General features: G+C 73.9%; 20 protein-coding genes. 8 read left to right on the top strand and 12 right to left on the bottom strand.

Annotated features, from left to right (window positions below; translation table 11 throughout):
* Positions 1-93 precede the first annotated feature (93 nt).
* Together BDZ31_RS22715 and BDZ31_RS22710 are read right to left on the bottom strand one after the other, a co-directional pair.
* The gene (locus tag BDZ31_RS22715) at positions 94-438 is read right to left on the bottom strand and encodes a plasmid mobilization protein (RefSeq protein WP_183345450.1); all 345 of its coding nucleotides are present in this window, start codon (positions 436-438) and stop codon (positions 94-96) included.
* A gap of 233 nt (positions 439-671) precedes the next feature.
* On the bottom strand, positions 672-2,450 hold the full coding sequence (locus BDZ31_RS22710) for a CHASE2 domain-containing protein (protein ID WP_183345448.1): 1,779 nt from the start codon (positions 2,448-2,450) through the stop codon (positions 672-674).
* Between the two features lie 83 nt (positions 2,451-2,533).
* On the opposite strand from BDZ31_RS22710, the gene BDZ31_RS22705 reads away from it, so the two are divergent.
* Positions 2,534-4,372, top strand: coding sequence for an NHL domain-containing protein (locus BDZ31_RS22705; protein ID WP_183345447.1), 1,839 nt, complete (start codon positions 2,534-2,536; stop codon positions 4,370-4,372).
* On the opposite strand, the gene BDZ31_RS22700 is transcribed toward BDZ31_RS22705, so the two are convergent.
* Positions 4,369-5,064 (bottom strand): cyclic nucleotide-binding domain-containing protein, encoded by a 696-nt coding sequence (locus BDZ31_RS22700; protein WP_183345445.1) that lies wholly within the window; start codon positions 5,062-5,064, stop codon positions 4,369-4,371. The two genes, BDZ31_RS22705 and BDZ31_RS22700, sit on opposite strands and share 4 nt — an antisense overlap.
* Positions 5,065-5,102: 38 nt before the next feature.
* Here BDZ31_RS22700 and BDZ31_RS22695 point away from each other — a divergent pair, with 38 nt between their 5' ends.
* Complete coding sequence (locus tag BDZ31_RS22695) at positions 5,103-5,291, top strand: hypothetical protein (RefSeq protein ID WP_183345443.1); 189 nt, start codon at positions 5,103-5,105, stop codon at positions 5,289-5,291.
* Here the strand turns inward: BDZ31_RS22695 and fdhA are convergent.
* The 3 genes from fdhA to BDZ31_RS22680 form a co-directional block, all read right to left on the bottom strand.
* Positions 5,263-6,483, bottom strand: a complete 1,221-nt coding sequence (gene fdhA, locus BDZ31_RS22690; RefSeq protein ID WP_183345441.1) for a formaldehyde dehydrogenase, glutathione-independent — start codon at positions 6,481-6,483, stop codon at positions 5,263-5,265. The genes BDZ31_RS22695 and fdhA overlap by 29 nt on opposite strands.
* 85 nt (positions 6,484-6,568) lie before the next feature.
* Positions 6,569-8,503 (bottom strand): ABC transporter ATP-binding protein, encoded by a 1,935-nt coding sequence (locus BDZ31_RS22685; RefSeq protein ID WP_183345439.1) that lies wholly within the window; start codon positions 8,501-8,503, stop codon positions 6,569-6,571.
* On the bottom strand, positions 8,500-10,257 hold the full coding sequence (locus BDZ31_RS22680) for an ABC transporter ATP-binding protein (protein ID WP_183345436.1): 1,758 nt from the start codon (positions 10,255-10,257) through the stop codon (positions 8,500-8,502). The genes BDZ31_RS22685 and BDZ31_RS22680 overlap by 4 nt, the downstream gene beginning before the upstream one ends.
* Positions 10,258-10,281: 24 nt before the next feature.
* Here BDZ31_RS22680 and BDZ31_RS22675 point away from each other — a divergent pair, with 24 nt between their 5' ends.
* Positions 10,282-10,473: a hypothetical protein gene (locus BDZ31_RS22675; protein WP_183345434.1), complete on the top strand. Its 192-nt coding sequence runs from the start codon at positions 10,282-10,284 to the stop codon at positions 10,471-10,473.
* Positions 10,474-10,555: 82 nt separating this feature from the next.
* The gene (locus BDZ31_RS22670) at positions 10,556-13,129 is read left to right on the top strand and encodes a DEAD/DEAH box helicase (protein WP_183345432.1); all 2,574 of its coding nucleotides are present in this window, start codon (positions 10,556-10,558) and stop codon (positions 13,127-13,129) included.
* A gap of 117 nt (positions 13,130-13,246) precedes the next feature.
* Here BDZ31_RS22670 and BDZ31_RS22665 read toward each other — a convergent pair whose 3' ends face one another.
* The 3 genes from BDZ31_RS22665 to lon all read right to left on the bottom strand — a co-directional run bounded on the left by BDZ31_RS22665 (position 13,247) and on the right by lon (position 18,695).
* Entirely contained in the window at positions 13,247-14,656 is a 1,410-nt protein-coding gene (locus BDZ31_RS22665) for a S1 family peptidase (RefSeq protein ID WP_183345430.1), read from the bottom strand.
* A 168-nt stretch (positions 14,657-14,824) separates the two neighbouring features.
* The gene (locus tag BDZ31_RS22660; protein ID WP_183345428.1) at positions 14,825-16,303 is read right to left on the bottom strand and encodes an NAD-dependent succinate-semialdehyde dehydrogenase; all 1,479 of its coding nucleotides are present in this window, start codon (positions 16,301-16,303) and stop codon (positions 14,825-14,827) included.
* Between the two features lie 106 nt (positions 16,304-16,409).
* Positions 16,410-18,695 (bottom strand): endopeptidase La, encoded by a 2,286-nt coding sequence (lon, locus tag BDZ31_RS22655; protein ID WP_183345426.1) that lies wholly within the window; start codon positions 18,693-18,695, stop codon positions 16,410-16,412.
* Between the two features lie 165 nt (positions 18,696-18,860).
* On the opposite strand from lon, the gene BDZ31_RS22650 reads away from it, so the two are divergent.
* Positions 18,861-19,208, top strand: coding sequence for an LPXTG cell wall anchor domain-containing protein (locus tag BDZ31_RS22650; protein ID WP_183345424.1), 348 nt, complete (start codon positions 18,861-18,863; stop codon positions 19,206-19,208).
* Between the two features lie 6 nt (positions 19,209-19,214).
* Positions 19,215-20,366 (top strand): amidohydrolase family protein, encoded by a 1,152-nt coding sequence (locus BDZ31_RS22645; RefSeq protein ID WP_183345422.1) that lies wholly within the window; start codon positions 19,215-19,217, stop codon positions 20,364-20,366.
* An 87-nt stretch (positions 20,367-20,453) separates the two neighbouring features.
* Here BDZ31_RS22645 and BDZ31_RS22640 read toward each other — a convergent pair whose 3' ends face one another.
* The gene (locus tag BDZ31_RS22640) at positions 20,454-20,618 is read right to left on the bottom strand and encodes a hypothetical protein (RefSeq protein ID WP_183345420.1); all 165 of its coding nucleotides are present in this window, start codon (positions 20,616-20,618) and stop codon (positions 20,454-20,456) included.
* 121 nt (positions 20,619-20,739) lie between these two features.
* Entirely contained in the window at positions 20,740-21,267 is a 528-nt protein-coding gene (locus tag BDZ31_RS22635) for a MarR family winged helix-turn-helix transcriptional regulator (RefSeq protein WP_183345418.1), read from the bottom strand.
* Between the two features lie 90 nt (positions 21,268-21,357).
* Here BDZ31_RS22635 and BDZ31_RS22630 point away from each other — a divergent pair, with 90 nt between their 5' ends.
* Positions 21,358-21,909: a YceI family protein gene (locus BDZ31_RS22630; RefSeq protein ID WP_183345416.1), complete on the top strand. Its 552-nt coding sequence runs from the start codon at positions 21,358-21,360 to the stop codon at positions 21,907-21,909.
* A gap of 29 nt (positions 21,910-21,938) precedes the next feature.
* On the opposite strand, the gene BDZ31_RS22625 is transcribed toward BDZ31_RS22630, so the two are convergent.
* Positions 21,939-23,984 (bottom strand): diguanylate cyclase, encoded by a 2,046-nt coding sequence (locus BDZ31_RS22625; protein ID WP_221243274.1) that lies wholly within the window; start codon positions 23,982-23,984, stop codon positions 21,939-21,941.
* A 203-nt stretch (positions 23,985-24,187) separates the two neighbouring features.
* Here BDZ31_RS22625 and BDZ31_RS22620 point away from each other — a divergent pair, with 203 nt between their 5' ends.
* Positions 24,188-25,411 carry an ABC transporter ATP-binding protein gene (locus BDZ31_RS22620; protein ID WP_183345413.1) on the top strand — a complete coding sequence of 408 codons (1,224 nt, stop codon included), beginning with the start codon at positions 24,188-24,190 and terminating at the stop codon, positions 25,409-25,411.
* Positions 25,412-25,423 lie beyond the last annotated feature (12 nt).

Raw genomic sequence — 25,423 nt, 5'->3', positions numbered from 1 at the left:
AGCACCTCCCCGACGACGCCGACCACGGCATCGTCTTAAAGCCCCCGGACAGCACAAACCCCGGCCACAGGCCGGGGTTTGTGCGACACCCTCTCAGGCGGGGCTTTCGCCGTCGTCGGCCTTGCTCGACGGCGACGGCGACCAGGGATCGAACAGCTGCAGCGCGTCATTCGGCCAGCGCAGGAACAGCTGGAGCTTGGCGGAGAACGCGGCGTCGGCAGGTCTTCTGCCGGCCTGGAGGTATTCGGTGAACAGCCGTGCGACCCGCTCCTCGGCCGGCAGCCGTCTGAGCGCCACGGCCGGCGCCTCTGGTGCGGAGGCGAGCGCGACCGTCCGCAGATAGGAGGCGACGCTGCGGCCGCGGCGCGCCGCCTCCTGTGCGATCGACGCCTTCTCTGACTCGGAGACGCGGAACTGGATCACCTCGTTGCGTGACATGTCTTTCGGAGTGTCATGACATGACGTCCTCGCCCCCGTCATGTCATGACACTGGCACCGGAGAGGCGCGCTCCCGCGGAGGACCGTGCGCGGGCGGCGCGGGCGGCGCGGGCGGCGCGGGCAGCGCGGGCAGCGCGCGCAGCGTGCGCAGCGCGGGCAGCACGGGCGGCAGGGGCGGCGCAAAGGGTGCGGCGGGCGCAGGTCGACAGAGAGGCTGGAGGCGGGTCAGCGCCTCATGGCGCCGACCAGACCTCGACCGGCTCGCCGCGGCCCTTCAGCGTCACCGCGCCGAGCGGCCTCAGGCCCGCTGCCGCGGCGCGTCCCGTTCCGTCGTCGGCGCGACCTGTGCCGCCTGGGCCGTGGTGGTCGCCGGCGCCGAGCGCGGCGACGGTCGCTGCGGAGACGAACAGGCGGCCGGGCCGGTCGCGGCCGAGCGCCTGCAGCCGCGCGGCGACGTTGGTCGCGTCGCCGACCGCGGCGTACTCGACGCGGCGTCTGGAGCCGAGCACGCCGGCCATCACGGTTCCGCTGTTGAGGCCGACGCACGCCTCCAGCGGCGCCTCCGCGAGCCGCTCCTCCAGCAGCCAGGCGTTGAAGGCGGGCAGCGCCTCGTCGAGGATCGCACGGCCGGCCGCGAGCGCGCGGGCGGCGTGGTCGGGCTGCGGCAGCGGGGCGCCGAAGACGGCCATCATCCCGTCGCCCTGGTAGGAGACGACCGTGCCGCCGCGGTCGAGGACGGAGCCGGAGACCGCCTCCAGATAGCGGTTGAGGACGGCGATCACCTGCTCGGCGTCGAGCCGCTCGGCGAGCGTCGTGAAGCCGCGCAGGTCGCAGAAGAGGACGGTCGCCTCGGTGCGGCGGCTCGGCAGCGAGGCGGCGCCGTCGCGTTCCCGCTCGCGGTGGTCGCGGTCGAGCAGCTCGGTCGCGACGGCCGGGGCGACGAACCGCTCGAAGACCGCGCGCAGCCGCCGCCGCGCGCGCACCTCGACGAGGTAGGTCAGCGCGACCGCGCCGGCCGTCCCGAGCAGCAGCGCCAGCAGCGGCGTCGCGACCGGGACGATCGTGCCGGCGGCGAAGGCGAGCTGCGCGCCGGCGAGCAGCGCCGCGGCGCCGAGCGCGCCCGCGAGCAGCGCGCGTCCGAGCACCACGGCCGGCGCGCCGGCCGGGACGGTTGCGAGCGGGGCGAGCAGTCCGGCGGCGAGCACGAGCACGGCCGCGAGCAGCGACGGGGCCTCCCGCAGCGGGTAGTCGTCGAGCACCGTCTGGACGGCGTTCGCGTGGATCTCGGCGCCCGGCATGACGCCGCCGACCGGCACGGCGTGGACGTCCTGGAGGCTCGGCGCGGTCGCGCCGACGACGACGACCTTCCCGCGCACGGCCGCGGGGTCGAGCGAGCCGTCGAGCACGTCCTCGAAGCGCAGCGTCTCCGCCGTCCCCGACGGCCCGGCGAAGTCGATCGGGCGCGTCGGCGCGCCGGGGTCGCCGCCGGCGGCGAGCACGGCGAGGTGGGGGACGCCCTCGACGGTCGCCTCCAGCTCGCGCATCGTCCCGTCCCGGTCGATCGGGAAGAGCGCGTAGCCGGCGCGCGCGGGGGCGCGGGTCAGCCCGGGCAGGAGGTACGGCCCGCCGTCCGGGGCCAGCTCCGACGTGCTCATGACGACGCGCGGGTCCCGCGCCGCGGCGACGAGCGCGCGGTCGTCGGCCGGGGTCGAGGGCTCCGAGAACTGGACGTCGTAGGCGACCGCTCTGGCGCCGGCCGCCAGCAGCGCGTCGATCGCCTCGGCGTGGAGGCGGCGCGGGAACGGCCAGCGCGTCCGCAGCGCCTGGAAGGTCGACTCGCCGATCCCGACGACCGCGACCTCCGGATGCGCGCCCCGCGCTCCGCGCACGTCGAAGCGGGCGTCGACGGTGGCCAGCTCGGCGCGCTCGAGCGGCGAGGTGCGCGCGAGGGCCCCCGCGAACGCGGCCGCGAGGAGCCCGACGAGCAGCGCGCGCACCGGTCGGCTGAGCATCGGCGCAGTGTCGCGCATTCGACACGGCGGGGGCGAAGTCTGCGACAGTGCCGGCGGCGCTCGGTGCGCCACGATCCGGTTCCATGAGACGCACGCTGCTGGCATCGCTCGCCGTCCTCCTGCTCGCCCTCGCGGCGGTCGACGCGCGCGCCGCGGACCGGATCGACACCGTCGCCGGCGGCGGAGACGGCGGCTTCGCCGGTGACGGCGGGGTCGCGACGAGCGCGCTGCTGACGGCGCCCTCCGACGTCGCGCCGCTCGGCGCCGCCGGCGAGGCGTACCTGATCGCCGACACCTCCAACCACCGCATCCGGCGGGTCGACGCGACTGGGGTCATCACGACGGTCGCGGGCGCCGGCCCCTGCTGCGGCGCGGCGAGCGGCTTCGCCGGCAGCGGCGTGGCGGCAACCGATCCGTCGGTGCGGCTCAACCAGCCGCGCGGCGTCGCGGCGCTCCCCGGCGGCGGCTTCCTGATCGCCGACACGTTCAACCACCGGATCCGCCGCGTCGACGCGAGCGGGACGATCACGACCGTCGCGGGGATCGGCAGCGCGACCTTCGGCGGGGACGGAGGACCGGCCGCGGCCGCCTTCCTGAGAAGCCCCGGCGGTGTCGCCGCGCTCCCCGACGGCGGCTTCCTGATCGCCGACACCGGCAACGACCGCATCCGGCGGGTCGACGCGAGCGGGACGATCACGACCGTCGCCGGCAACGCCTTCAGCGGAGCGCTCGGCGATGGCGGACCGGCGGCGAGCGCCACCCTCAGCGCGCCCGCCCGCGTCGTCCCGCTCGCCGGCGGCGGCTTCTTGATCGCCGACACCGGCCACCACCGCGTCCGGCGGGTCGACGCGGCCGGGACGATCACGACCGTCGCCGGCCACGGGACGGCCGGCTTCGCCGGCGACGGCGGCCCCGCGACCGCGGCGGCGCTGAACGAGCCGGAGGGGGTCTCCGTCCGCGCCGACGGCGCGATCGCGATCGCCGACGCGGGCAACGAGCGGATCCGCGAGGTCGACCCGGCCGGCGTCATCCGCACGATCGCCGGCACCGGGGCGCTCGGCTTCAGCGGCGACGGCGGGCCGCCGGGCACCGCGCAGCTCTCCCGTCCGCGCGCGCTCGCCTACGGCGCCGGCCGCGTGTGGATCGCCGACGCGCTCAACCACCGCGTCCGCGCGATCGCTCCCGAGCCGACCACGACCCCGCCGCCGAGAAGAGCCCCTGACCCGCCGCCTCCGATCGCGGTCCCCCCCGGCGTCGCGCCCGCCGTGCTCGGCCGCAGCGCCGTCGCGGCGCCGGTCGGCGGGACGATCCGGATCCGCCTGCCAGGCAGACGCCGCTTCGTCCGACTCGGCGCCGTTGCGAACGTCCCGCTCGGGAGCGAGCTCGACGCGACGCGCGGGCGGGTCTCGCTCCTGTTCGCCACGACGCGCGGCGCCCGTTCGCGCAGCGCGAGCGTCGTCGCCTCCGAGGGGCGGTTCGTCGTCCGCCAGCCGCGGCGGCTCGACCGCGGCCAGCGGCCCGGCTCGCTGGTGCTCTCCGGCCCGCTCGCCGGCTGCCGCGCGGCCGTGCGCAGAGGCGCCGCGAGACGTCCGCTCGCGGGCGCGGCGAAGAAGCGGGCGAAGCGCAAGCGAAAGGGGCGGCGCGTGAAGGTCCATGCCCAGGGGCGGATCGAGGTCAGCGGCAGATACGGCGCCGCGATCGTGCGCGGCACGCGCTGGACGACGATCGACCGCTGCCCGCGCGATCCGCGCCCGGGCACGCTGTTCGTCGTCCAGGAGGGCCGGGTCGCGGTGACCGCCTTCGCGCTGAGACGGAGAACGCTCGTGACGCGCGGCAGACGCTACCTCGCGCCGGCCAGAGCGGGGGCGAGAGCGCCGGCCAGAGCGCGGGCGAGAGCGAAGCGCCGGACGCGGAGGCGCTAGCCGAACAGCCCGCGCGCCCGCCGCTCGAGCGCGGCGGCGTCGACGATCGTCGTGCGGCCGCGGTGGAGCTCGAGCGTGCCCTGCTGCTGCTCCTCGCGCAGCACTCTGTTGACGGTCGCGCGCGAGGTGCCCGCGAGGCCCGCCAGCTCCTCCTGCGTCAGCGGCACCGTCGCGCCGTCGCCGGAGCCGTCGCCGGAGTCGTCGCCGTCGCCGAAGGCCGCGGCGACGTCGAGCAGCCGCCGCCGGACCCGCGTCTCGGCCGGCAGGTACAGCGCGTCGACGAGCTGCCCCGACAGCTGGCGCACGCGCGCGGCGAGCAGCTGTGCCAGCAGCGCATCGGTCTGCGGCCGCGCGCTGCGCAGTCGGCGGAAGTCGATCTCGTGGACCGACAGCGTCTCGCCTCGCTCCAGCGCCGCGACGGTCGCGCTGCGCGGCGCCCCGGGCGTCAGCAGCGCCAGCTCGCCGAAGGCGTCGCCGGGGCCGACGACGTTGAGGGTCGCGACATCGCCGAACTCGGTCCCGATGCGAACGGCGAAGCGCCCACTGCGGACGAGGTGCATGCAGTCGGCGGGGTCGCCGGCGTGGAAGACGATCTCGCCGGAGGCGAAGGTGCGGCGGCGTCCGTGCGACAGCAGCTCCGCCACCTCCTCCGGGGCGGCGCCGTCGAGCAGGGCGAACTCGGCGCGCGACACGGTGTGAACGGTACACCGGAAGGCGTACCCTCATGCGGATGGACCGTCAGGCAGAGCTGCGTGCCGAGCTGAGACGACTGCTGGCCTCCTACGAGTACGCCTACGCGATGGGGGCCCGCACGACGCTCGGCGCGCGCGACCCGCGGCTCGATGCCGTGGTCGCGCGCGTCGAGGCGATCGAGCGAGAGCTCGACGGCCTCAGGCCGGAATCAGGCCGTGAGGATTGAGGACGAACTTCTTCGCCGCTCCTCTGTCGAAGTCTCTGTAGCCCTGCGGGGCATCCTCCAGCGGGATGACGGTCGCGTTGACCGCTCTGCCGATCGGGGCGCGGTCCTGGAGGATCGCCTGCATCAACCCACGGTGGTACTTCATCACCGGGCACTGGCCGGTCGTGAAGACGTGCGACTTCGCCCAGCCGAGTCCGATCCGGATCGACAGCGACCCCTCCTTGGCGGCGTCGTCGCGGGCGCCGGGGTCGCCGGTCACGTACAGACCCGGGATGCCGAGTCTGCCGGCCGCGCGAGTGACGTCCATCAACGAGTTGAGGACGGTCGCCGGCCGCTCCTCCTTGGCGGCCTCGCCGTGGCCGCGCGCCTCGAAGCCGACGGCGTCGACGGCGCAGTCGACCTCCGGCTCGCCGAGGATCTGCTCGATCTGATCCTTCGGGTCGCCTCTGGAGACGTCGATCGTCTCGCAGCCGAAGCTGCGCGCCTGCTCGAGCCGCTCGGGGATCAGGTCGCCGACGATCACGGCCGCCGCGCCGAGCAGCTGCGCGGCGAAGGCGGCGGCCAGCCCGACCGGTCCGGCGCCCGCGATGTAGACGGTGGTGCCGGTCGTCACGCCGGCGGTCACGCAGCCGTGGTAGCCGGTGGGGAAGATGTCCGACAGCATCGTGAGGTCGAGGATCTTCTCCATCGCCTGGTCCTTGTCGGGGAATCTCAGGCAGTTGAAGTCGGCGTAGGGCACCATCACGTAGCGGGCCTGACCGCCGACCCAGCCGCCCATGTCGACGTAGCCGTAGGCGGCGCCGGGGCGTGAGGGGTTGGTCGTCAGGCAGACGCCGGTGTTGCGCTCCTTGCAGGCGCGGCAGCGCCCGCAGGCGATGTTGAACGGGACGGAGACGAGATCACCTTCGTTGATGAACTCGACGTCACGTCCTCTCTCGATCACCTCCCCGGTGATCTCGTGCCCAAGGATCAGCCCCTCGGGCGCGGTCGTGCGGCCGCGGACCATGTGCTGGTCGCTGCCGCAGATGTTCGTCGAGACGACGCGCAGGATCACGCCGTGATGCGCCTCGCGCCCGACGCTGTCAGGGTGAACCCCCGGGCCGTCCTTGAGCATGAAGCCCGGGTAGTCGGTCGACTGCACCTCGACCGTGCCAGGCCCCATGTAGACGACGCCTTTGTTCTCGTCGGCCATCACTCGCCTCCTCCGGATGTGCGGGAGTTCCGAGTGGGTGATTGCCGGGAGGCCCGCCGCTGAAGCGGATGAGTCCGGTGTGATGTCAGGCTGCGGCCTGCTCGGCCCAGTCGCGGTAGAGCGCCCAGTAGCGGCCCTCCACGGCGATCAGCTCGTCGTGCGTTCCCTGCTCGACGATGCGGCCGTGCTCGAGCACGACGATCTTGCCGGCGTGGCGGATCGTCGAGAGGCGGTGGGCGATCACGACGGCCGTCCGGCCGGCGAGCAGCCGCCTCAGCCCGTGCTCGATGTGGGCCTCGGTGTGGATGTCGACGTTCGAGGTCGCCTCGTCGAGCACGAGCACCCGCGGGTCGGCGATCAGCGCCCGCGCGAACGCGATCAGCTGGCGCTGGCCGGCCGACAGCTGCGAGCCGCGCTCGCCGACCTCGGTGTCGTAGCCGTCGTCGAGCTCCTCGACGAAGCGATCGGCGCCGACGGCGGCGGCCGCCGCCGCGATCTCCTCGCGCGTCGCCTCCGGCCGGCCGAAGGCGATGTTCTCGGCGACCGTCCCGCTGAAGAGGAAGCCCTCCTGCGGCACGATCCCCATCTGCTCGCGCAGCGAGCGGGCGGTGACGTCGCGCAGGTCGTGGCCGTCGATCGAGACCGTCCCCTCGGTCGGGTCGTAGAAGCGCGCGACCAGCTTCGCGAAGGTCGACTTGCCGGCCCCGGTCTCGCCGACGAGCGCGACCGTCTGCCCGGGCGGGACGACGAGGTCGATCTCCCGCAGCGCCCACGCCGCCTCGTCGTCGTCGACGCCGCCGTAGCGGAAGGAGACGCCGTCGAAGACGAGCTCGCCGCGGATCGGCGGCAGCGCGATCGCGTCGGGCTTGTCGCGCAGCTCCGGCTCCTCGTCGAGCAGCTCGAAGATCTTGTCGAGCGCGGCCATGCCCGACTGGTAGGTCGTGTAGAGCTGCGACAGCTGCTGGATCGGGTCGAAGAAGTTGTTGAGCGCGGCGATGAAGCCGAACACGACGCCGGTCGAGGTGTTGCCCTCGATCACCTGGATGCCGCCCATCACGAGGATCGCGACCGTCACCAGCGCCGACAGCAGCTCGACCGCCGGGAAGTACGACGCGTTCAGGTAGACGGTCGTCATGTTCGCTCTGCGGTTGGCCTCGTTCAGCTCGGCGAAGCGGTCGAGGTGGCGGGCCTCCTGGCCGAAGGAGCGCACGACGCGGATCCCCGACAGCGTCTCCTGCAGGTAGCCGGTGATCGACGCGATCCGCTCGCGCGTGCGGCGGAAGGCGTCGGCGGAGGCGATCCGGAAGGCGAGCGCGCCGAGCATCAGCAGCGGGATCGCGAGGAAGGTCCACAGCGCCAGCTCGACGTCGAAGATCAGCAGCGTGACGACGACGCCGAGCAGCATCAGCGTCGACTGGAACAGCGTCGTGACGCCGTCGGAGACGAGGCTGTCGAGCGCCTGCACATCGTTGGTCAGGCGCGAGATCACGACGCCGGAGCGGTTGCGCGAGTAGAAGCCGAGCGACAGCGACTGGATGTGCTCGAACAGCTGTATGCGCAGGTCCTGCAGGGCGCGCTGCCCGACCCAGCCGGTCATGTACGTCTGCAGGTAGGTCGCGCCCCAGTAGACGAGCGCGGAGATCACGAAGGCGACGACGATCCAGTCGAGCGCGGCGACGTCTCTCTTGCGGATCCCCTCGTCGATCGCCAGCTTCGCCAGCGGCGCCGGCGCGAGCGCGGCGCCGGTCGCGAGGAAGAGGCCGAGGAACATCAGCGCGACGCGGCCGCGGTAGGGGCGCAGCAGCACCAGCAGCCCGCGCAGCTTGCGGCCGCGGCCGGAGGTCTGGCGCAGCCGCCGGCGCAGGTCGGCAAGGCGGTCGGCCTCGCGGCCGGCGCTCGTCTCGCTGCCGATCGCGCCGCTCGCCAGCGCGCTCGCGCCCTCCTGGTAGCGGCGAGCGTCGGTCCGCTCGTCGCGGCCCGGCTGGCCGCGCGTCGGCTCTCCGCCGTCGCGCCCGCTCATGCGACCTCCTCCTTGGCGCGCGTCAGGAAGACCTGGTCGGGCAGGCCCTTCTGCGCGATCTCGCGGTACAGCTCGCTGTCGTCGAGCAGCGACTCGTGGTCGCCCTGGGCGACGATCTCGCCGTGGTCGAGCACGACGATCTCGTCGGCGAGCGCGATCGTCGAGAGGCGGTGAGCGATCACGAAGGTCGTGCGGCCGGCCATCACCTCGCGCAGCGCCTGCTTGATCTCCTGCTCGGTCGAGGCGTCGACCGACGAGGTCGCGTCGTCGAGCACGAGGATCCGCGGGTTCGCGAGCAGCGCGCGGGCGATCGCGATCCGCTGGCGCTGGCCGCCCGACAGCGTCAGGCCGCGCTCGCCGATCAGCGTGTCGTAGCCCTCCGGCAGCTCGCGGACGAAGCCGTCGGCGCGGGCGCGGCGGGCGGCCAGCTCGACCTCCTCGCGGGTCGCGTCGGGACGGGCGTAGGCGATGTTGTCGTGGACGGTCGCGGAGAAGAGGAAGGGGTCGTCGGTGACGACCGCGACCTCGTTGCGCAGCGCCCTTGGGTCGACCGCGCGCACGTCGGCGCCGTCGATCAGCACGGCGCCCTCGGTCGCGTCGTAGAGGCGCGGGAGGAGGCTGACCAGCGCGGTCTTGCCGGAGCCGGTCGCGCCGACGATCGCGACCGTCGTGCCGGCCGGCACGTCGAGGTCGATCTCCCGCAGCGCCGGGTGGTGCGCGCCCTCGAAGGTCAGCGAGACGCCGCGCAGCTCGACGCGGCCGTCGCCGGCCGGCAGCGGCGGCGCGTCGTCGGGGATCGCCATCGCCGGCGCGCGGTCGAGCAGCTGGAAGATCCGCGCGCCGGAGGCGGTCGCGCGCTGGGCCGAGCCGAGCATGTAGCCGAGCATCCGCATCGGCCCGATCAGCATCAGCAGGTAGGCGTAGAAGGCGGTGAACTCGCCGACCGTCAGCGAGCCGTCGATCACCTCGCGCCCGCCGACGAACAGGATCGCGGCGAGGCCGAGGTTCGGCAGGAAGCCGAGAAAGGGGGCGTAGAAGGCCTGCAGCCGGGTGGCGACCATCGACTGGTCGAAGACGCGGCCGACCTGGTGGGCGAACCGCCCGAGCTGGCGCTCCTCGCGCGCGAACGCCTTCACGACGCGCACGCCGGAGACGTTCTCCTCGGCGGCGGCGGTCAGCTCCGCAACGCGCTGCTGCACCTCCTGCTGCGCCGGCCGCGCGCGGCGGCCGAAGCGGAAGGCGACGATCACGACGAAGGGGACGGGGAGGAGCGCGATCGCGGCCAGCTCCGGCCGCAGCAGGAACATCGCGATGCCGGCGAGCAGGATCGTGAAGACCGCCTGGCCGATGAAGATCAGCCCGTAGCCGAGGAAGAAGCGGACCGACTGCAGGTCGACGGTCACGCGCGACATCAGCTGGCCGGTCTGCTGGCGGTCGAAGAAGCCGAGCTCGAGCGACTGGAGATGGGCGTAGAGGCGCTGTCGCAGGTCGTACTCGACGCCGAGCGAGACGGTGCCGGAGACGAGCCGGCGGCCGACGCTGAAGGCGAGCCGCAGCAGGCCGGCGGCGGCGACGGCGACGGCGAGCCAGATCAGATGGCTCTTGTCCCCTTCGCGCGTCGCGTCGATCGCCGCGCCGGTCAGCCACGGGATCGCGACGGTGGCGCCCATCGCGGCGGCGGCGAGCAGGAACGAGACCGCGACGCCCTTCCTGTACGGGGAGAGGAAGGTCAGCAGTCGCCGGAACGTCTTCATGCTTCAAAAAGTATAGTTGGGCTCATGGGCGCACCCTCGGTCGGCCTCTGTGCGCGCTGCCGCCACCAGAGAGTGGTCGGCAACACGCGCGGCTCGGTCTTCTCGCTCTGCAAGCGGTCGAAGGACGACCCGTCCTTCCCGCGCTACCCGCGCCTTCCGGTCGTCAGCTGCCGCGGCTTCGAGGAGCAGTCGGAGGAACATCGCAGGGCACCTTAGGACTTCAACCACGCTTGAAGTCAAGGGCGATGTGCGAGCGCCTCGCCGAGCGGCCGCGGCGGGTACCGTGGAGCGCCGACGCATGACCCTTCTCGACGCGATCCCCACCGAGCCGACCGCCGACTCGCTCTACGACGCCTTCATCGACTGGGCGGAGGAGCAGGGGCTGAGCCTCTATCCGCACCAGGAGGAGGCGGCGATCGAGCTGTTCAGCGGCAGCAACGTCGTGCTCGCGACGCCGACCGGCTCCGGCAAGTCGATGGTCGCGACGGCCGCCCACTTCGCGGCGCTCGCCGAGGACCGCGTCACCTTCTACACGGCGCCGATCAAGGCGCTCGTGTCGGAGAAGTTCTTCGCGCTGTGCGCGATCTTCGGCGCCGAGAACGTCGGGATGCTCACCGGCGACGCGTCGGTCAACCCGGAGGCGCCGATCATCTGCTGCACCGCCGAGGTGCTCGCGAACATCGCGCTGCGCGAGGGAGCCGGCGCCGACGTCGGCCAGGTCGTGATGGACGAGTTCCACTACTACGCCGACGGGCAGCGCGGCTGGGCGTGGCAGGTGCCGCTGCTCTCCCTCCCGCAGGCGCAGTTCCTGCTGATGTCGGCGACGCTCGGCGACGTGGGCGCGATCACCGCCGACCTGACCCGCCGCACCGGTCGCGAGACGGTCCTGATCGACGACGCCGAGCGGCCGGTCCCGCTCAGCTACGCCTGGTCGGAGGAGCCGCTGCACGAGCTGCTGGAGGACTTGGTGCGCGAGGACCGCGCGCCGATCTACGTCGTCCACTTCACGCAGGCCTCCGCGATGGAGCGGGCGCAGTCGCTGCAGTCGGCGAAGCTCTGCACGCGCGACGAGCGCGACGCGATCGCCGAGGCGATCGGCGCCTTTCGCTTCACCGCCGGCTTCGGACGGACGCTGTCGAGACTGGTGCGCAGCGGCGTCGGCGTCCATCACGCCGGCATGCTGCCGCGCTACCGGCGCCTGGTCGAGCAGCTCGCCCAGGCCGGCCTGCTGAAGGTGATCTGCGGGACCGACACGCTCGGGGTCGGGATCAACGTCCCGATCCGGACGGTCGTCTTCACCTCGCTGGCGAAGTACGACGGCGCCCGCCACCGGCTGCTGAAGGCGCGCGAGTTCCACCAGATCGCCGGCCGCGCCGGCCGGGCCGGGTTCGACACCTCCGGCTACGTCGTCGTGCAGGCGCCCGAGCACGTGATCGAGCGCAACCGCGCGCTGGCGAAGGCCGGCGAGGACCCGAAGAAGCGCCGCAAGGTCCAGGTCAGAGGACCGCCGGAGGGCACGGTCACCTGGACCGAGGAGACCTTCGAGCGGCTGAAGGGCGCGGTGCCGGAGCCGCTCGTCTCGCGGATGCGGGTCGACCACGCGATGATCCTCAACGTCGTCAACCAGCCGGCCGACCCGATCGAGACGATGCGGGCGCTGATGGAGGACAACCACGAGGACGAGCGCGGCCGGCGCCGCCTCTCCGCCCAGGCGCAGGCGCTCGGCGACGAGCTGGTCGACGCCGGCGTGCTCGAATGGCTGCCCGCTCCCGACCCCGACGGCCGCACGCTGCGGCTCGCCGTCGACCTGCAGGAGGACTTCGCGCTCAACCAGCCGCTGGCGTCGTTCGCGCTCGTCGCCTTCGAGCTGCTCGACCCCGACGCCGAGACGTACGCGCTCGACGTGCTCTCCGTCGTCGAGGCGATCCTCGACGACCCCTTCCCGGTGCTGATGGCGCAGGCGCACAAGGCACGCGGCGAGGCGGTCGCGGCGATGAAGGAGGAGGGGATCGAGTACGAGGAGCGGATGGAGCTGCTCGAGGAGGTCACCTACCCGCAGCCGCTCGGCGACGAGCTGCGCGAGGCGCTGCGCGCCTTCTGCGAGACCCATCCGTGGGTGCGCGAGTCCGACCTGTCGCCCAAGGCGGTCGTGCGCGACATGCACGAGTGGGGGCGGAGCTTCACCGAGTTCGTCTCCCACTACGGGCTCGCGCGCTCGGAGGGGATCGTCCTGCGCTACCTCTCCAGCGCCTACCGGGCGCTGCGCCAGACGGTCCCCGAGCAGGTCCGCACCGAGGAGCTCTCCGAGATCATCGAATGGCTCGGCGAGACGATCCGGCAGACCGACTCGAGCCTGCTCGACGAGTGGGAGGCGCTGACCGACCCCGAGGCGGTCTCGGCCGCGACCGAGGCGATCGCCGCCGGCGCGCCGCCGCCGCCCGCGCGGCCGATCACCGCCAACGCGCGCGCCTTCGGGACGATGGTCCGCAACGCGATGTTCCAGAAGATCCAGCTGGCCGCCCGCGACCGCTTCGACCAGCTCGCCCAGCTCGACGCGGCCGCCGCCGCGCTGACCGACGGGCCGGCCCGGGTGACGATGCGGGCCGCCGCGTGGGAGGACGCGCTCGGCGCCTACTGGGACGAGTACGACGAGATCGGCGTCGGGCCGCAGGCGCGCTCGCCGGAGCTGCTGCTGATCGACAGGGACCCGCCGGGCGAGGGCCGCCGCTGGGCCGTCCGCCAGATCGTCGACGACCCCGACGGCAACCGCGACTTCGCGATCGTCGCCGAGGTCGACCTCGACGCCTCCGACCAGGCCGGCGAGCCGGTGATCCGCACGCTCTCGTTCGGGCCGGACGCGCTCGGGGCGTGAGCGGGGCGGCGCTCGCACCCCGAGCGCGGGGCGAGCGCCGCGGTGGGGCGACTTGCACCCCGATCGCGGGGCGAGCGCCGCGGTCGGCCGCGGTCGCTCGCGCGGCCGGGCGCAGCGCTATCGGCGGGCGCTGAAGGCGACCGGACCGGTCGCGCAGCGCGCGGCGCGGTCGCGCCACGTCGCGCGGACGGAGCCGTGGACCACATCGCCGGCGAAGCGGCCGGCGACCCGCAGCCGCACCCCGCGCGCGGCGTCGCCCGGCGCGGCGAAGCGGCTGCCGTCGGTGAGGCGGCCGGCCCGCGCGGGCAGCCGCAGCACCGCGGTGCGCAACGAGCGGCGGGAGGGGGGAGCGGCGGTGCGGCGGACGGCGGCGCCGCGAGCAGCCACGGTACGGCCGGCGGCGGAGCCGGACGCCCGGCTGCTCGCGCTGCGAGCGCGGGGCGCCGCGCAGCGGCCGGCGAGCGTGACGCGGACGGTGGCGACGGCGCGGCCGCCGGCGGCGACGTCGACGGCGACGGCGCGGCGCTGAGCGGTGCGGCCGCGGTACCAGCCGGCGCGGGTCCGCGGATGTGCGGCGGCGGGCTCGCCGCCGCGCGGGGCGACGGCGCGTGCCGCGGGCGGGCCGCCGTCCCCGCGGGTCTCGGCGGTCGGCACCGCGGCGACGGGCGCCGGCGGCGGCTCCGGCGGCGTCGGCGAGGAGGCGACCTGCGACGCGATCCAGCCGGCGTAGGTCGACAGTCGCGTGAACGCCTGCGGGACGCGCGGGTCGCAGTCCTGGCTGCCCCAGCTCGTCACGCCGACGACGACCGGCGTCCCGTCGGGGCGCAGCACGATCAGCGGCCCGCCGCTGTCGCCGCGGCAGGTCGCCGCGGCGAAGGCCGGCGCGTCGACGACGCAGAGCGTGCCGACGGGATCGAAGCCGGCGCCGAGCAGGCGGCGGCAGGCGCCGGCGTCGAGGATCGTCGTCGTCGCGGTCAGCAGGCGCTGCGCGGCGGTCGCGGCGCTCGGGGCCGACAGGCCCCAGCCGGCGATCGTCGCCGTCGCGCCGCCGACGGCGAGGCCGGCGTCGTCGGCGCCGGCGACAGCGAGCGGCGACGCCGCGGCGGCGGAGGAGAGGACGATCAGCGCGAGGTCGGCGCGCAGCTCGCGCGGGTCGTAGGCGGGGTGGACGAGCAGGCGCGCGGCCGTCAGCAGCTGGCCGCCGGGGGCGCGGCGGTCGAGCCGTCCGACGGTCACGACGACGCCGCCGGCGGGACGCGGCGCGCCGGTCGCCGCGTCGAGGAGGCAGTGGGCGGCGGTGAGGACGATCGCGGGCGCGATCACCGTGCCGGTGCAGGCGATCGCCGTCGTCGCGCTCGTCTGCGAGGTGACGAACGCGAGCGGCCCGAAGGTGCCGTCGGCGGCCGGCGTGCCGCCGACGATCGCGTGCTGCTGGCGCGGCGGCGCGGCGGCCGCGGCGAGCGCCGGCAGGAGGAGCAGCAGGAGCGCGGGGGCGAGGCCGACGAGCGGGCGGAACGGGCGGGGCATGCCCGGTCTGATCGGCCGCGCGCGGCGAATCTCCACCGGGGGCGAGCGCCGCACGCGCCATGCTGCGCGATCGTGGCGCGGCCGCGCCTCAGGCGGCCGCGCGGGAAGCGCCCGCGCCGGCGGCCCCGCGAACGCGCGCGCGAGGCCGCCGGTCGGGTGGGCAGGCGATCAGTCGAGGTTGATCGCGACGTACTTCGTGTCGAGGTACTCCTCGATCCCCTCGCGACCGCCCTCCCGGCCGAAGCCGGAGTGCTTGACGCCGCCGAACGGCGCCGCGGCGTTGGAGACGATCCCCTGGTTGAGGCCGACCATGCCGGTCTCGAGGCCCTCGACGACCCGCAGCGCCCGTCTCACGTCCTGCGTGAAGACGTAGGCGACGAGGCCGTACTGCGTTCTGTTGGCGGCGGCGACGGCCGCCTGCTCGTCGTCGAAGGAGATCACCGGTGCGACCGGGCCGAAGATCTCCTCGCGCAGCAGCTCGGCGTCTTCGGAGACGTCGGCGAGCACCGTCGGCTTGAAGAAGTAGCCCTCGCCGTCGGCGTCCATGCCGCCGACGACGGCCGTCGCGCCCTTGGAGAGGGCGTCGTCGACGAGGCCGCGGACGGTGTCGCGCTGCTTGCCGTCGACGAGCGGGCCGACCTGGACGCCCTCCTCGGTCCCGCGGCCGACCTTCAGCGCGCCGATCCGCTCGGCGAGCTTGGTCGTGAACTCGTCGGCAACCCGGGCGCTGACGTGGAAGCGGTTGGCGGCGGTGCAGGCCTCGCCCATGTTGCGCATCTTCGCCAGCAGCGCCCCCTCGACGGCGGCGTCGACGTCGGCGTCGTCGAAGACGAGGAACGGCGCGTTGCCGCCGAGCTCCATCGAGATCCGCAGCAGCTGCTCGGAGGCCTGCTCCATCAGCTTCTGGCCGACCGCGGTCGAGCCGGTGAAGGAGAGCTTGCGGGCGCGCGGGTCGCTGATCAGCGGCGCCATCAGCGAACCCGATCTGCTCGACGTGATCACGTTGAGGACGCCCTTCGGCAGGCCGGCCTCCTCGAGGATCTGCGCCAGCGCCAGCATCGACAGCGGCGTCTGCTGCGCCGGCTTGACGACCATCGTGCAGCCGGCGGCGATCGCCGGGCCGATCTTGCGCGTGCCCATCGCGAGCGGGAAGTTCCACGGCGTGATGAAGAGGCAGGGGCCGACCGGCTGCTTCATCGTCAGCATCCGTCCGACGCCGTTGGGCGCCGTCGCGTAGCGGCCCTCGATCCGCACGGCCTCCTCGGAGAACCAGCGGAAGAACTCGTTCGCGTAGGCGATCTCGCCCTTCGCCTCCGAGATCGGCTTGCCCATCTCCAGCGTCATCAGCAGCGCCAGCTCGTCGGTGCGGGCGGCGATCAGCTCGAAGGCGCGGCGCAGGATCTCGCCGCGCTCGCGCGGCGGGTGCTTCGCCCACGACGCCTGCGCCTCGTGCGCGGCGGTCAGCGCGGCGAGCGCGTCGTCGGGCGTGCCGTCGGCGATCTCGGTCAGGGTCGCCGTCGTCGAGGGATCCTCGACGGCGAGCGTCCCGCCCCCGGTGGCATCCCGCCATTCGCCGCCGATGAAGAGCCCCTTGGGGACCCGCTCGATGACGGCTTGTTCCTGCGAGGCGGTGATCGTCGTGCTCATGCCTGCAAGCTACCTGTCCGCGCGCCGACGAAACGTCCAGCCTGCGCTGCGTCCCGTGCGCCACGGCGGCGCACGGGACGGACGCGATCGTCGGGGGAGGGGCGCGCTACGCCGCGGCGGCCGCCCGCTCGGGCTCGAGCGCGACGGCGAGGACCTCGTCGACGGTCATCGCGAAGTGGATCGTCATCTGCTCGCGGACGTCCTCGGGCACGTCGTCGAGGTCGCCGCGGTTGCGCTCCGGCAGGATCACGTCGGTCAGCCCGGCGGCGTGGGCCGCGAGCACCTTCTGCTTGACCCCGCCGATCGGCAGCACGCGGCCCTGCAGCGTCACCTCGCCGGTCATGCCGACGGTGTGCTTGACGGCGCGGCCCGACAGCAGCGAGGTCAGCGCCGTCACCATCGTGACGCCGGCGCTCGGGCCGTCCTTCGGGATCGCGCCGGCCGGGACGTGGACGTGGAACTCGCCGTGGTCGTCGAAGACGTGCTCGTCGATCCCCAGCTCGCGCGCGTGGCCGCGCACGTAGCTGAGCGCGATCCGCGCCGACTCCTTCATCACGTCGCCGAGCTGGCCGGTCAGCACGAGCCCGTCCTTGCCGGGCATCCGGACCGCCTCGACGAACAGCACGTCGCCGCCGGTGCCGGTCACCGCCAGGCCGGTCGCGACGCCCGGCACCGCCGTCCGGATCGCCGCCTCCTGGAAGAACCTCTGGCGGCCGAGCGCGTCGCGGACGGCGTCGAGGTCGATCGTCACCGGCGCCTGCGCGGTCCCGGAGGCGATCTTCGTCGCGGTCTTGCGCAGGATCGTGCCGAGCGTGCGCTCGAGCTGGCGGACGCCGGCCTCGCGCGTGTACTCGGTCGCGACCTGCTCCAGCAGCGCGTCGGAGATCTCGACCTCCTTGGGCCGCAGGCCGTTGCGCTCCAGCTGCCGCTTCCACAGGTAGCCGCGGGCGATCGCCGTCTTCTCGGCGGTCGTGTAGCCGTCGAAGCGGATCACCTCCATGCGGTCCAGCAGCGGCCCGGGGATCGAGTCGGCGACGTTCGCGGTCGCGAGGAACAGCACGCCGGAGAGGTCGAGCTCGAGGTCGAGGTAGTGGTCGCGGAAGGAGTGGTTCTGGGCCGGGTCGAGCACCTCGAGCAGGGCGGCGCTCGGGTCGCCGCGCCAGTCGGCGCCAACCTTGTCGACCTCGTCGAGCATGATCACCGGGTTCATCGTGCCGGCGTCGCGCAGCGCGCGCACGAGGCGGCCGGGCAGCGCGCCGATGTAGGTGCGCCGGTGGCCGCGGATCTCGGCCTCGTCGCGGACGCCGCCGAGCGACATGCGCACGAACTCGCGGCCGGTCGCCTTCGCGATCGACTCGCCGATCGAGGTCTTGCCGGTGCCGGGCGGGCCGATGAGGGTGAGGATCGCGCCGGAGCGCTTGTCCTCTCTGATGCCGCGGTCTTGGCGCAGCTTGCGGACCGCGAGGTACTCGGTGATCCGCTCCTTGACGTCGTCGAGCCCGGCGTGGTCGGCGTCGAGCACCGCGCGCGCGGCGATCGGGTCGAGCTTCTCCTCCGATCTTCTGCTCCACGGGATCGCGACGAGCCAGTCGAGGTAGCTGCGGATCGTGCCGGCCTCGCCCGACTGCTCGCCGAGCCGCTCCAGCCGCGACAGCTCCTTCTCCGCCTGCTCTCTCGCGTGGTCGGGCATGCCGGCCTCGGCGATCTTGCGGCGGTACTCGTCGATGACGTTGGCGTCGTCCTCGCCGAGCTCCTTGCGGATCGACTCCATCTGTCTGCGCAGGAAGTACTCGCGCTGCTGTCTCTCGGCGCCCGACTGGACGTCGTCGCGGATCCGCTGGCGGACCTGCAGCTCGGCGAGCCGCTCGCGCTGGAATCTCAGCGCCAGCTCGAGGCGGTCGGTGACGTCGAGCGTCTCAAGCAGCTCGACCTTCTGCTCGAAGGTGATGTCGGGCGAGTAGCCGGAGGTGTCGGCGAGCGTGCCGGGCTCGGTGATCGCGCGCACGAACGCCTGGATCCGCCCGTCGTCTCCGCGCAGCTCCAGCAGCTCCTCGACGACGGCGCGGTACTCGCGCTCCAGCGCGCGGGTGCGGCCGTCGACCGGCTCGGCGTCGGGCCGCTCCTCGACCTCGACGTAGAGCTTGCCGTCGGGCGCGGTGTGGGCGGCGCCGGCGACGCCGCGATAGAGGCCGTTGAGGGTGACGCCCCTCGCGCCGCCGGGGAGGCGGACGTGCTCGACGACGTCGGCGACGGTGCCGACGTTGGCGAAGTCGGTCTCGTGGCGCGGGACGAGCAGGACCCGCTCCTCGCTGCCGACGTCGACGGTGAGGGTCAGCGTCATGTTGGGGAAGACGACGGCGTCTTCCAATGGGACGAGCAGAAGGCGGCTCATGCGCTGCGTCACTTCCTGTCGTTCGACTTACGAAGAGTAAGCGAGTATAGCTCGTATGAGCTGATTTGAGTCAAGCTCGCTCAAGTTTTACACGAGAGCCGCTGTAGGGGCGAATTTCGGCCACGAGGTGGTTGCGCCGGCCGCGATCTGGAAAGATCGACCGCGATGAGCGAACGAGAGCCGGATCAGAGCCCCGCCGGGCGGGCCGCCGGCGACGAGCCGCACGACGTGCTCGCCGCGGACGAGTTCCCCGGCCCCTCGCCCGACGCTGCGATCCACCAGCAGGGGCCCGTCGAGCTGCCCGAGCCGCCCGACCCCGACGCGCCGCCGCACGACGTGCTCGCCGCCGAGGAGTTCGCGATGCCGGCGCCCCGCCACCACGGCAACGTCAGCCTCACGAGCCCCGAGCCGCCGCCCGGCCCGTCGCGCGCGCCGCTGCTCGCCGGCCTCGCCGCCGCGCTGCTCGGCGCCGTCGTCGTGCTGCGCAGGCGCCGTCGCGCGAAGCGCGCCTGAAGCCGCGTGAGCCGCCCGGACCTGTCGGTCGACCCAGCGCTGCTGCGCTGGTACGAGCAGGAGCGCGCCGCGCTCGGCGACCCGGTCGTGATCGACGTGCACACGCACGTCGGCGAGCACGACCCGGACACGATGCGCTGCTCGCCGGCCGAGCTGACCGCGCACCTGGAGGCGGCCGGCGCCGTCGGCGTCGTCTTCCCGCTGAGAGAGCCGGACGGCTACCCCGGGCCCAACGACGCGGTGATCGCCGCGGCGCGCGACTCCGGCGGCCGCCTCTTCGCCTTCGGCCGCGTCGACCCGGCCGCCGACCCGGCGCACGAGGCGCGGCGAACGCTCGACGCCGGCGCCCGCGGCCTGAAGCTCCACCCGCGCGGCGAGGGCTTCACGCTCGACGACCGGCGGCTCGAAGAGGTGTGGTCGCTCGCCCACGAGCGCCGCGTCCCGGTGCTCGTCCACGCTGGGCGGGGGATCCCGTCGCTCGGCGCCCACGCCGTCCAGGTCGCGACGCGCTACCCCGGCGTGCGGCTGATCCTCGCGCACGCCGGCATCAGCGACCTGTCGTGGATCGGGCTGCAGGCGCAGGAGCTGCCGAACCTCTACTTCGACACGGCGTGGTGGTCGCCGAGCGACATGCTCGCGCTGTTCGCGACCGTCCCCGCCGGTCAGATCCTGTTCGCCTCCGACGCGCCGTACGGCCGCACGCCGGTGACGGCGATCGAGGTGATCCGCGTCGCGCGGCAGGCGGGGATCGACGACGAGCGGATCCGGCTCGTGCTCGGCGCGCAGACCGAGCGCCTGCTCGCCGCCGCGGACCCGCTCGACGGCTCGGCGCCGAGCGGCGCGACCGAGATCGCCGTCGACGCGCGGCTCGACCGCGTCGCCACCTACCTGACGGCCGCGTTCGGCCAGCTGGCGGCGAGATCGCAGGGGACGGAGATGCTGAGCCTCGCGCGGCTGGCCTGCGCGGTGCCGGCCGACGCTCCGCAGGCGCCCCACTGCCGCGCGATCGTCGAGCTGATCGACGCCTACGAACGGCGGCTGGCCGACGCGCCGGCCGCGACCGCCGGCGCGCTCCCGGCCGGCATATCGCTGCTGACGCTGGCGCTCAACATCGCCCGCACGCCGGCCGTCCCGGTGCCCGAGCTCGACCTTGGCTGAGGCGGCTCGCGCCGCGCGGCGGGCGCCGGCGGCGCGCTCAGGGCAGGCCGGGGCCGGCGCGCTGTGCGGCCGCTGGGTGGGTGGCGGCTACGCGGCGCGCGCGCCGCGCGGCTCGGGGCGCGGCGCGGCCGCCGGCGCGGGCGGCTTGCGGTGCGTGGAGGGAGCGAGGGGCTCCATGCTCCACGCCGTCGAGCCGTCGCGGCCCCGGCGACGGACGATCACGTAGCGGCGGATCGGCGGGGTGCTCTGCATGGAGGGAATGATCGGCCGTGGGGGGCGAGATTCCGTGGGCCAGCCGTACAGACCTTCCGGGCGCCGCCTGCTCCGGATGGAGGACCGGGCGCCGGGCGGCCCTCGCGGCCGTGCTCCGCGGTCAGGCGGTCAGGCGGCCGAACTGCTCGGCGAGCACTGCCAGCTCGGCGGGGGAGAAGCGCTCGAGGAAGCGGCGGCGGACGCCGGCGAGGTGGGTCGCGGAGGCGGCGTGGACCAGCGCGCGGCCCTGCTCGGTGATGCGCGCCTCGGTCCCGCGCGCGTCGTCCTCGCAGGGGGTGCGCTCGATCAGGCCGACGCGCTCGAGCCGCTCGACCAGCCGCGTGAGGCCGCTGCGCGTGAGGCGGACCGGCTTGGCGAGGTCGTGCATCCGCAGTCTGCCCGCGGGCGCGCGCTCGAGCGCGAGCAGCGCGAAGTAGTCGCTGAAGGAGAGCTGGTGCGCGGCCTGCAGCTCGTGCTCCAGCTCGACCTGGATCTCGGCGTGGGCCTGGAGGAAGCCGTGCCAGGCGCCGCTCTCGGCAGCTGAGAGGCTCTCCCAGTCGTCGGCGTTGCCGCAGACCGGCGCCCCGTCGTCCGCCGCGAGGTCCGCCGGGGCGGGAAGCGGGGAGAGTGGTGTCGGGGGCGTGGCCATGTGAAGGAGGATAACAGTTGCGTGCGCAAGCACTTGTGGTATGTTGTTGAGCACGCAATCAATTACCCGTCAGGAAGGGAAGCACCACCAATGTCCGCCAGCACCGTCACCTCCGTTCCCACCGGCACCTGGAACGTCGATCCTTCGCACTCGGTCGTCCAGTTCTCCGTCAAGCACATGGGCATCGCGACCGTGAAGGGCCAGTTCAACGAGTTCCAGGGCAGCCTCACGATCGGCGAGGACGGGAGCGCGAGCGCCTCCGGCACCGTCGAGGTCGCCTCGGTCGACACGCGCGAGGCGCAGCGCGACGAGCACCTCAAGTCGGCCGACTTCTTCGACGCCGCCAGCAACCCGCAGATCAGCTTCCAGTCGACGGCGATCGAGCCGGTCGACGAGGAGACCTTCAAGATCACCGGCGACATCACGATCCACGGCATCACGAAGCCGATCACGCTCGAGGCGACCGTCGAGGGCACCGACACCGACCCGTGGGGCAACGAGCGCGTCGGCCTCTCCGTCACCGGCCAGCTCAACCGCGGCGACTTCGAGATGAAGTTCAACCAGGCGCTCGGCTCCGGCAACGTCCTCGTCAGCGACAAGGTCAAGCTGGCGCTCGACATCTCCGCCGTCAAGGCCGCCTAGCAGCGACCGACCAGCCCTTCCCGGGGGAATCAGCGCACCGCGCCGTCGGCGGCCTCGGCCGCCGGCGGCGTCGGCGCGTCCGGGGCCGGCGCCGGCGGCCCGTCGGCGACGACCGCGCAGAACACGTCGACGACGGTCGGGTCGAACTGGCTGCCGGCGCAGCGGCGCAGCTCGGCGAGCGCGGCGTCGTGGGCGAGCGGCCGCTGATAGGGCCGATCGCTCGTCATCGCGTCGTAGGCGTCGCAGACCGCGACGATGCGGGCGCCGAGCGGGATCCGCGCGCCGACGAGCCCGTCCGGGTATCCGCCGCCGTCCCACCGCTCGTGGCTGGAGCGGACGATCCGCGCGACCGGCCGCATCGCCGGGGCGGCGCCAAGGATCCGGTCGCCGACGACGGTGTGCTCCCGCATCAGCTGCCACTCGTCGTCGTCGAGCGGCCCGGGCTTGTGCAGGATCGCGTCGGGGATCGCGATCTTGCCGATGTCGTGCAGCTCGGCCGCGCGCGCGACCTCGTCGCGCTGCTCGCTGCCGAGCCCGAGCGCTCGCGCGACCGCGACGCTCAGCGCCGCGACGCCGTTGAGGTGGTCGTGGAGTCCGGGCTCGCGCTCGCGCAGCACCTGCAGCAGCACGTCGCAGGTCTGCCGGCGGCTCGACTGGCGCGACGCGTCCTTGGCCGCGTACATCCGCTGATCTGCGAGCTGGAGGGCGTGGGTCGCCGAGTCGGCCTCGTGCGGGATCGTCACGACGCCGTAGGAGGCGCCGACGGCGAAGCCGTCCCCGCGCTCTTCGAGCGCCGCGACCGCACGCGCGATCAGCGGGTCGTTCGCGCCGAGCGTGCCGGGGAGCAGCACGCAGAACTCGTCGCCGCCGAGGCGATACGCGCGCCCGCGGCCGTCGACGACCGCCGCGAGCCGGCTCGCGAGGCGGTCGAGCAGCATGTCGCCGGCGGCGTGGCCGAAGCCGTCGTTGTAGCCCTTGAAGCCGTCGAGGTCGAAGAAGACGAGCGTGTGCCCGGCGTCGTCGCGCGCGCCGGCGCGCGCGACCGCCCGTTCGAGGTCGGCCATCAGCCGGCGGCGGTTGGCGAGCCCGGTGAGCCCGTCGGTCAGCGCCTCCGCGCGCGTCGCGCGCAGCAGCCGGGTGTGGGCGCGGAAGGTCCAGCCCGCCCGCACCGTCGCGACCAGCAGCGCGGCGGTCGCCAGCAGCGCCGCCGCCGCGGAGAGGTCGGCGAACTGGCCGTAGCAGAGGAGCGCCACGGCGATGCCGGCGAAGGCGGCCGGCAGCGCGAACGCCTGGCGGCCGAACTCATGCTCGATCCTGCGCGGCCGCCACGGCTGCCACGCGGCCCAGCCGAACAGCGCCAGCGCCGCCGGCCACAGCGCCGAGACGACGCTGTCGTCGTCGAACGTCCCGGTCGCGCTCTGGTAGGCGAAGAGCGTGTCGGCGGTCGCGAAGACGACGGTTCCGAGCCCGAGCAGCACCCACACGCCGCCCGGCCGCCACGCCTGCGTCGCGAACGCGGTCAGTACGAAGCCGATCAGGATCAGGTCGGCGAGCGGATAGGCGAGGTAGAGCGCCGTCTGCGTCGTCGAGACGCGCGAGGCGTCGAGCACCGGCGCGTAGGCGAAGGCGACGGCGACGGCGCCGACCGTCAGCCCGCCGATCAGCCCGTCGACCCACAGCCGCGCGGCGACGCGGTCGCGCCCGTCGGCGAGCAGCAGCGCCATGCCGGTCAGGCAGAGCGGATAGAAGGCGACGTAGGCGAGGTCGGCCGGCCACGTGTACGCGTCTATGCGGCCGCTCTCCAGCCCCCACCAGGCGTCGCCGAGCGCGTAGACGAGGATCGCCGCGCCGATCGCCAGCCACGCCGGCCGGCGGTCGCGCACGCGCGCCGCGCGCACCAGGCAGGCGGCGGCGCCGCCGAGCTGCAGCGCGAGGTAGACGCCGTCGTCGATCACCGCGTCGACCCAGACGCCCCCGAAGTCCGTCAGCGCCTGCGCGAACAGGAGCGTCAGACCGAGCGCGGTGATCCCCGCGAGCATCCGCCGCAGCGGCAGCCCGCCCATGTGGTGCTGCAATCGTGGCCCTTCCCTCGACGAGACAGCATTGTGATCGGTCGCACGACGCGCGTGCTTGATGGCGGCGTCTCGAAGCTGACCGGTGAACGCTCGGCGGCGCGGGCGCGCGCGATCGTTTGGCCACGGCGCGGACGAGGGTAGTCCACTGGTCGAGGAGGAGAGCGGGCGGCCGCTGCCGCCCCGACCGGGAAGGACGGTGCTCGTTGGCCGAGGTTCGGTTCGATCGCGTCAGCAAGGTCTACCCAGACGGAACGCGCGCGGTCTCGTCGATGGAGCTGGAGATCGGCGACGAGGAGTTCATGGTGCTGGTCGGCCCGTCCGGCTGCGGGAAGACGACCGCGCTGCGGATGGTCGCCGGGCTGGAGGAGATCAGCGAGGGGGAGCTGCGGATCGGGGAGCGGGTCGTCAACGACGTGCCCTCGCGCGACCGCGACATCGCGATGGTCTTCCAGAGCTACGCGCTCTATCCGCACCTCTCCGTCTACGAGAACATCGCCTTCGGGCTGCGGCTGAAGAAGGTCCCCAAGGACGAGATCGACAGACGCGTGCGCGACGCCGCGAGCGTGCTCGACCTGACCGAGTGGCTGAAGCGCAAGCCGCGCAACCTCTCCGGCGGTCAGCGCCAGCGGGTCGCGATGGGGCGGGCGATCGTCCGCCATCCGCAGGCGTTCCTGATGGACGAGCCGCTCTCCAACCTCGACGCGAAGCTGCGCGTGCAGATGCGGGCCGAGATCGCGCGGCTGCAGAGCGACCTCGGCGTCACGACGATCTACGTCACCCACGACCAGATCGAGGCGATGACGATGGGCGACCGCGTCGCGGTGATGCGCAAGGGCAGACTGCAGCAGGTCGCCACGCCGCAGGAGCTGTACGACAGGCCGGTCAACCTGTTCGTCGGCGGATTCATCGGCTCGCCGGCGATGAACCTCGTGCAGGCGCGGCTGGAGGCGAGCGACGGCGACGGCTCCTACGCGGTCACCGTCGGCGACCAGCGGCTGAGCCTGCCGCAGGAGCTGATCGCGGCGCGACCTGCGCTGCGCGACTGGAGCGGGCGCGAGCTGGTGCTCGGGATCCGGCCCGAGTCGCTGCAGGACGCGGCCCTCGCCGCCGACGCCCCTGCCGACCGGCGGCTGCGCGCGCACGTGACGCTGCGCGAGGCGCTCGGCTCGGAGGTCGACGTGCACGCGACGATCGCCGCGCGCTCGGCCGAGACCGAGCACGTGAGAGAGCTGATCGAGGACCGCGGCGGCCTCGAGACGCTGGAGGAGGGCGGCGAGACGACGATCGTCGGCCGCCTCGCGCCGCGCACCACCGCGGCGGAGGGCGAGACGGTCGAGCTGGCCGTCGACACCGCCGCGCTGCACTTCTTCGACCCCGACAGCGGGCTCGGCATCTACGCCGCCCAGACGGAAGGAGCAGTCTCGTGAGGAGGAGGGGAG

Source organism: Conexibacter arvalis, from assembly GCF_014199525.1.
GTDB classification, from domain to species: Bacteria; Actinomycetota; Thermoleophilia; order Solirubrobacterales; family Solirubrobacteraceae; genus Conexibacter; species Conexibacter arvalis.
The sequence above is the reverse complement of the archived record's forward strand: the minus strand, read 5'-3'. Positions and strand labels throughout refer to the sequence as shown.

Coding starts and splice junctions, on each gene's coding strand:
- BDZ31_RS22715 (WP_183345450.1), bottom strand. CDS start 438: ATGTCACGCAACGAGGTGATCCAGTTCCGCGTCTCCGAGTCAGAGAAG.
- BDZ31_RS22710 (WP_183345448.1), bottom strand. CDS start 2,450: ATGCTCAGCCGACCGGTGCGCGCGCTGCTCGTCGGGCTCCTCGCGGCC.
- BDZ31_RS22705 (WP_183345447.1), top strand. CDS start 2,534: ATGAGACGCACGCTGCTGGCATCGCTCGCCGTCCTCCTGCTCGCCCTC.
- BDZ31_RS22695 (WP_183345443.1), top strand. CDS start 5,103: ATGGACCGTCAGGCAGAGCTGCGTGCCGAGCTGAGACGACTGCTGGCC.
- fdhA (WP_183345441.1), bottom strand. CDS start 6,483: ATGGCCGACGAGAACAAAGGCGTCGTCTACATGGGGCCTGGCACGGTC.
- BDZ31_RS22685 (WP_183345439.1), bottom strand. CDS start 8,503: ATGAGCGGGCGCGACGGCGGAGAGCCGACGCGCGGCCAGCCGGGCCGC.
- BDZ31_RS22680 (WP_183345436.1), bottom strand. CDS start 10,257: ATGAAGACGTTCCGGCGACTGCTGACCTTCCTCTCCCCGTACAGGAAG.
- BDZ31_RS22675 (WP_183345434.1), top strand. CDS start 10,282: ATGGGCGCACCCTCGGTCGGCCTCTGTGCGCGCTGCCGCCACCAGAGA.
- BDZ31_RS22670 (WP_183345432.1), top strand. CDS start 10,556: ATGACCCTTCTCGACGCGATCCCCACCGAGCCGACCGCCGACTCGCTC.
- BDZ31_RS22665 (WP_183345430.1), bottom strand. CDS start 14,656: ATGCCCCGCCCGTTCCGCCCGCTCGTCGGCCTCGCCCCCGCGCTCCTG.
- BDZ31_RS22660 (WP_183345428.1), bottom strand. CDS start 16,303: ATGAGCACGACGATCACCGCCTCGCAGGAACAAGCCGTCATCGAGCGG.
- lon (WP_183345426.1), bottom strand. CDS start 18,695: ATGAGCCGCCTTCTGCTCGTCCCATTGGAAGACGCCGTCGTCTTCCCC.
- BDZ31_RS22650 (WP_183345424.1), top strand. CDS start 18,861: ATGAGCGAACGAGAGCCGGATCAGAGCCCCGCCGGGCGGGCCGCCGGC.
- BDZ31_RS22640 (WP_183345420.1), bottom strand. CDS start 20,618: ATGCAGAGCACCCCGCCGATCCGCCGCTACGTGATCGTCCGTCGCCGG.
- BDZ31_RS22635 (WP_183345418.1), bottom strand. CDS start 21,267: ATGGCCACGCCCCCGACACCACTCTCCCCGCTTCCCGCCCCGGCGGAC.
- BDZ31_RS22630 (WP_183345416.1), top strand. CDS start 21,358: ATGTCCGCCAGCACCGTCACCTCCGTTCCCACCGGCACCTGGAACGTC.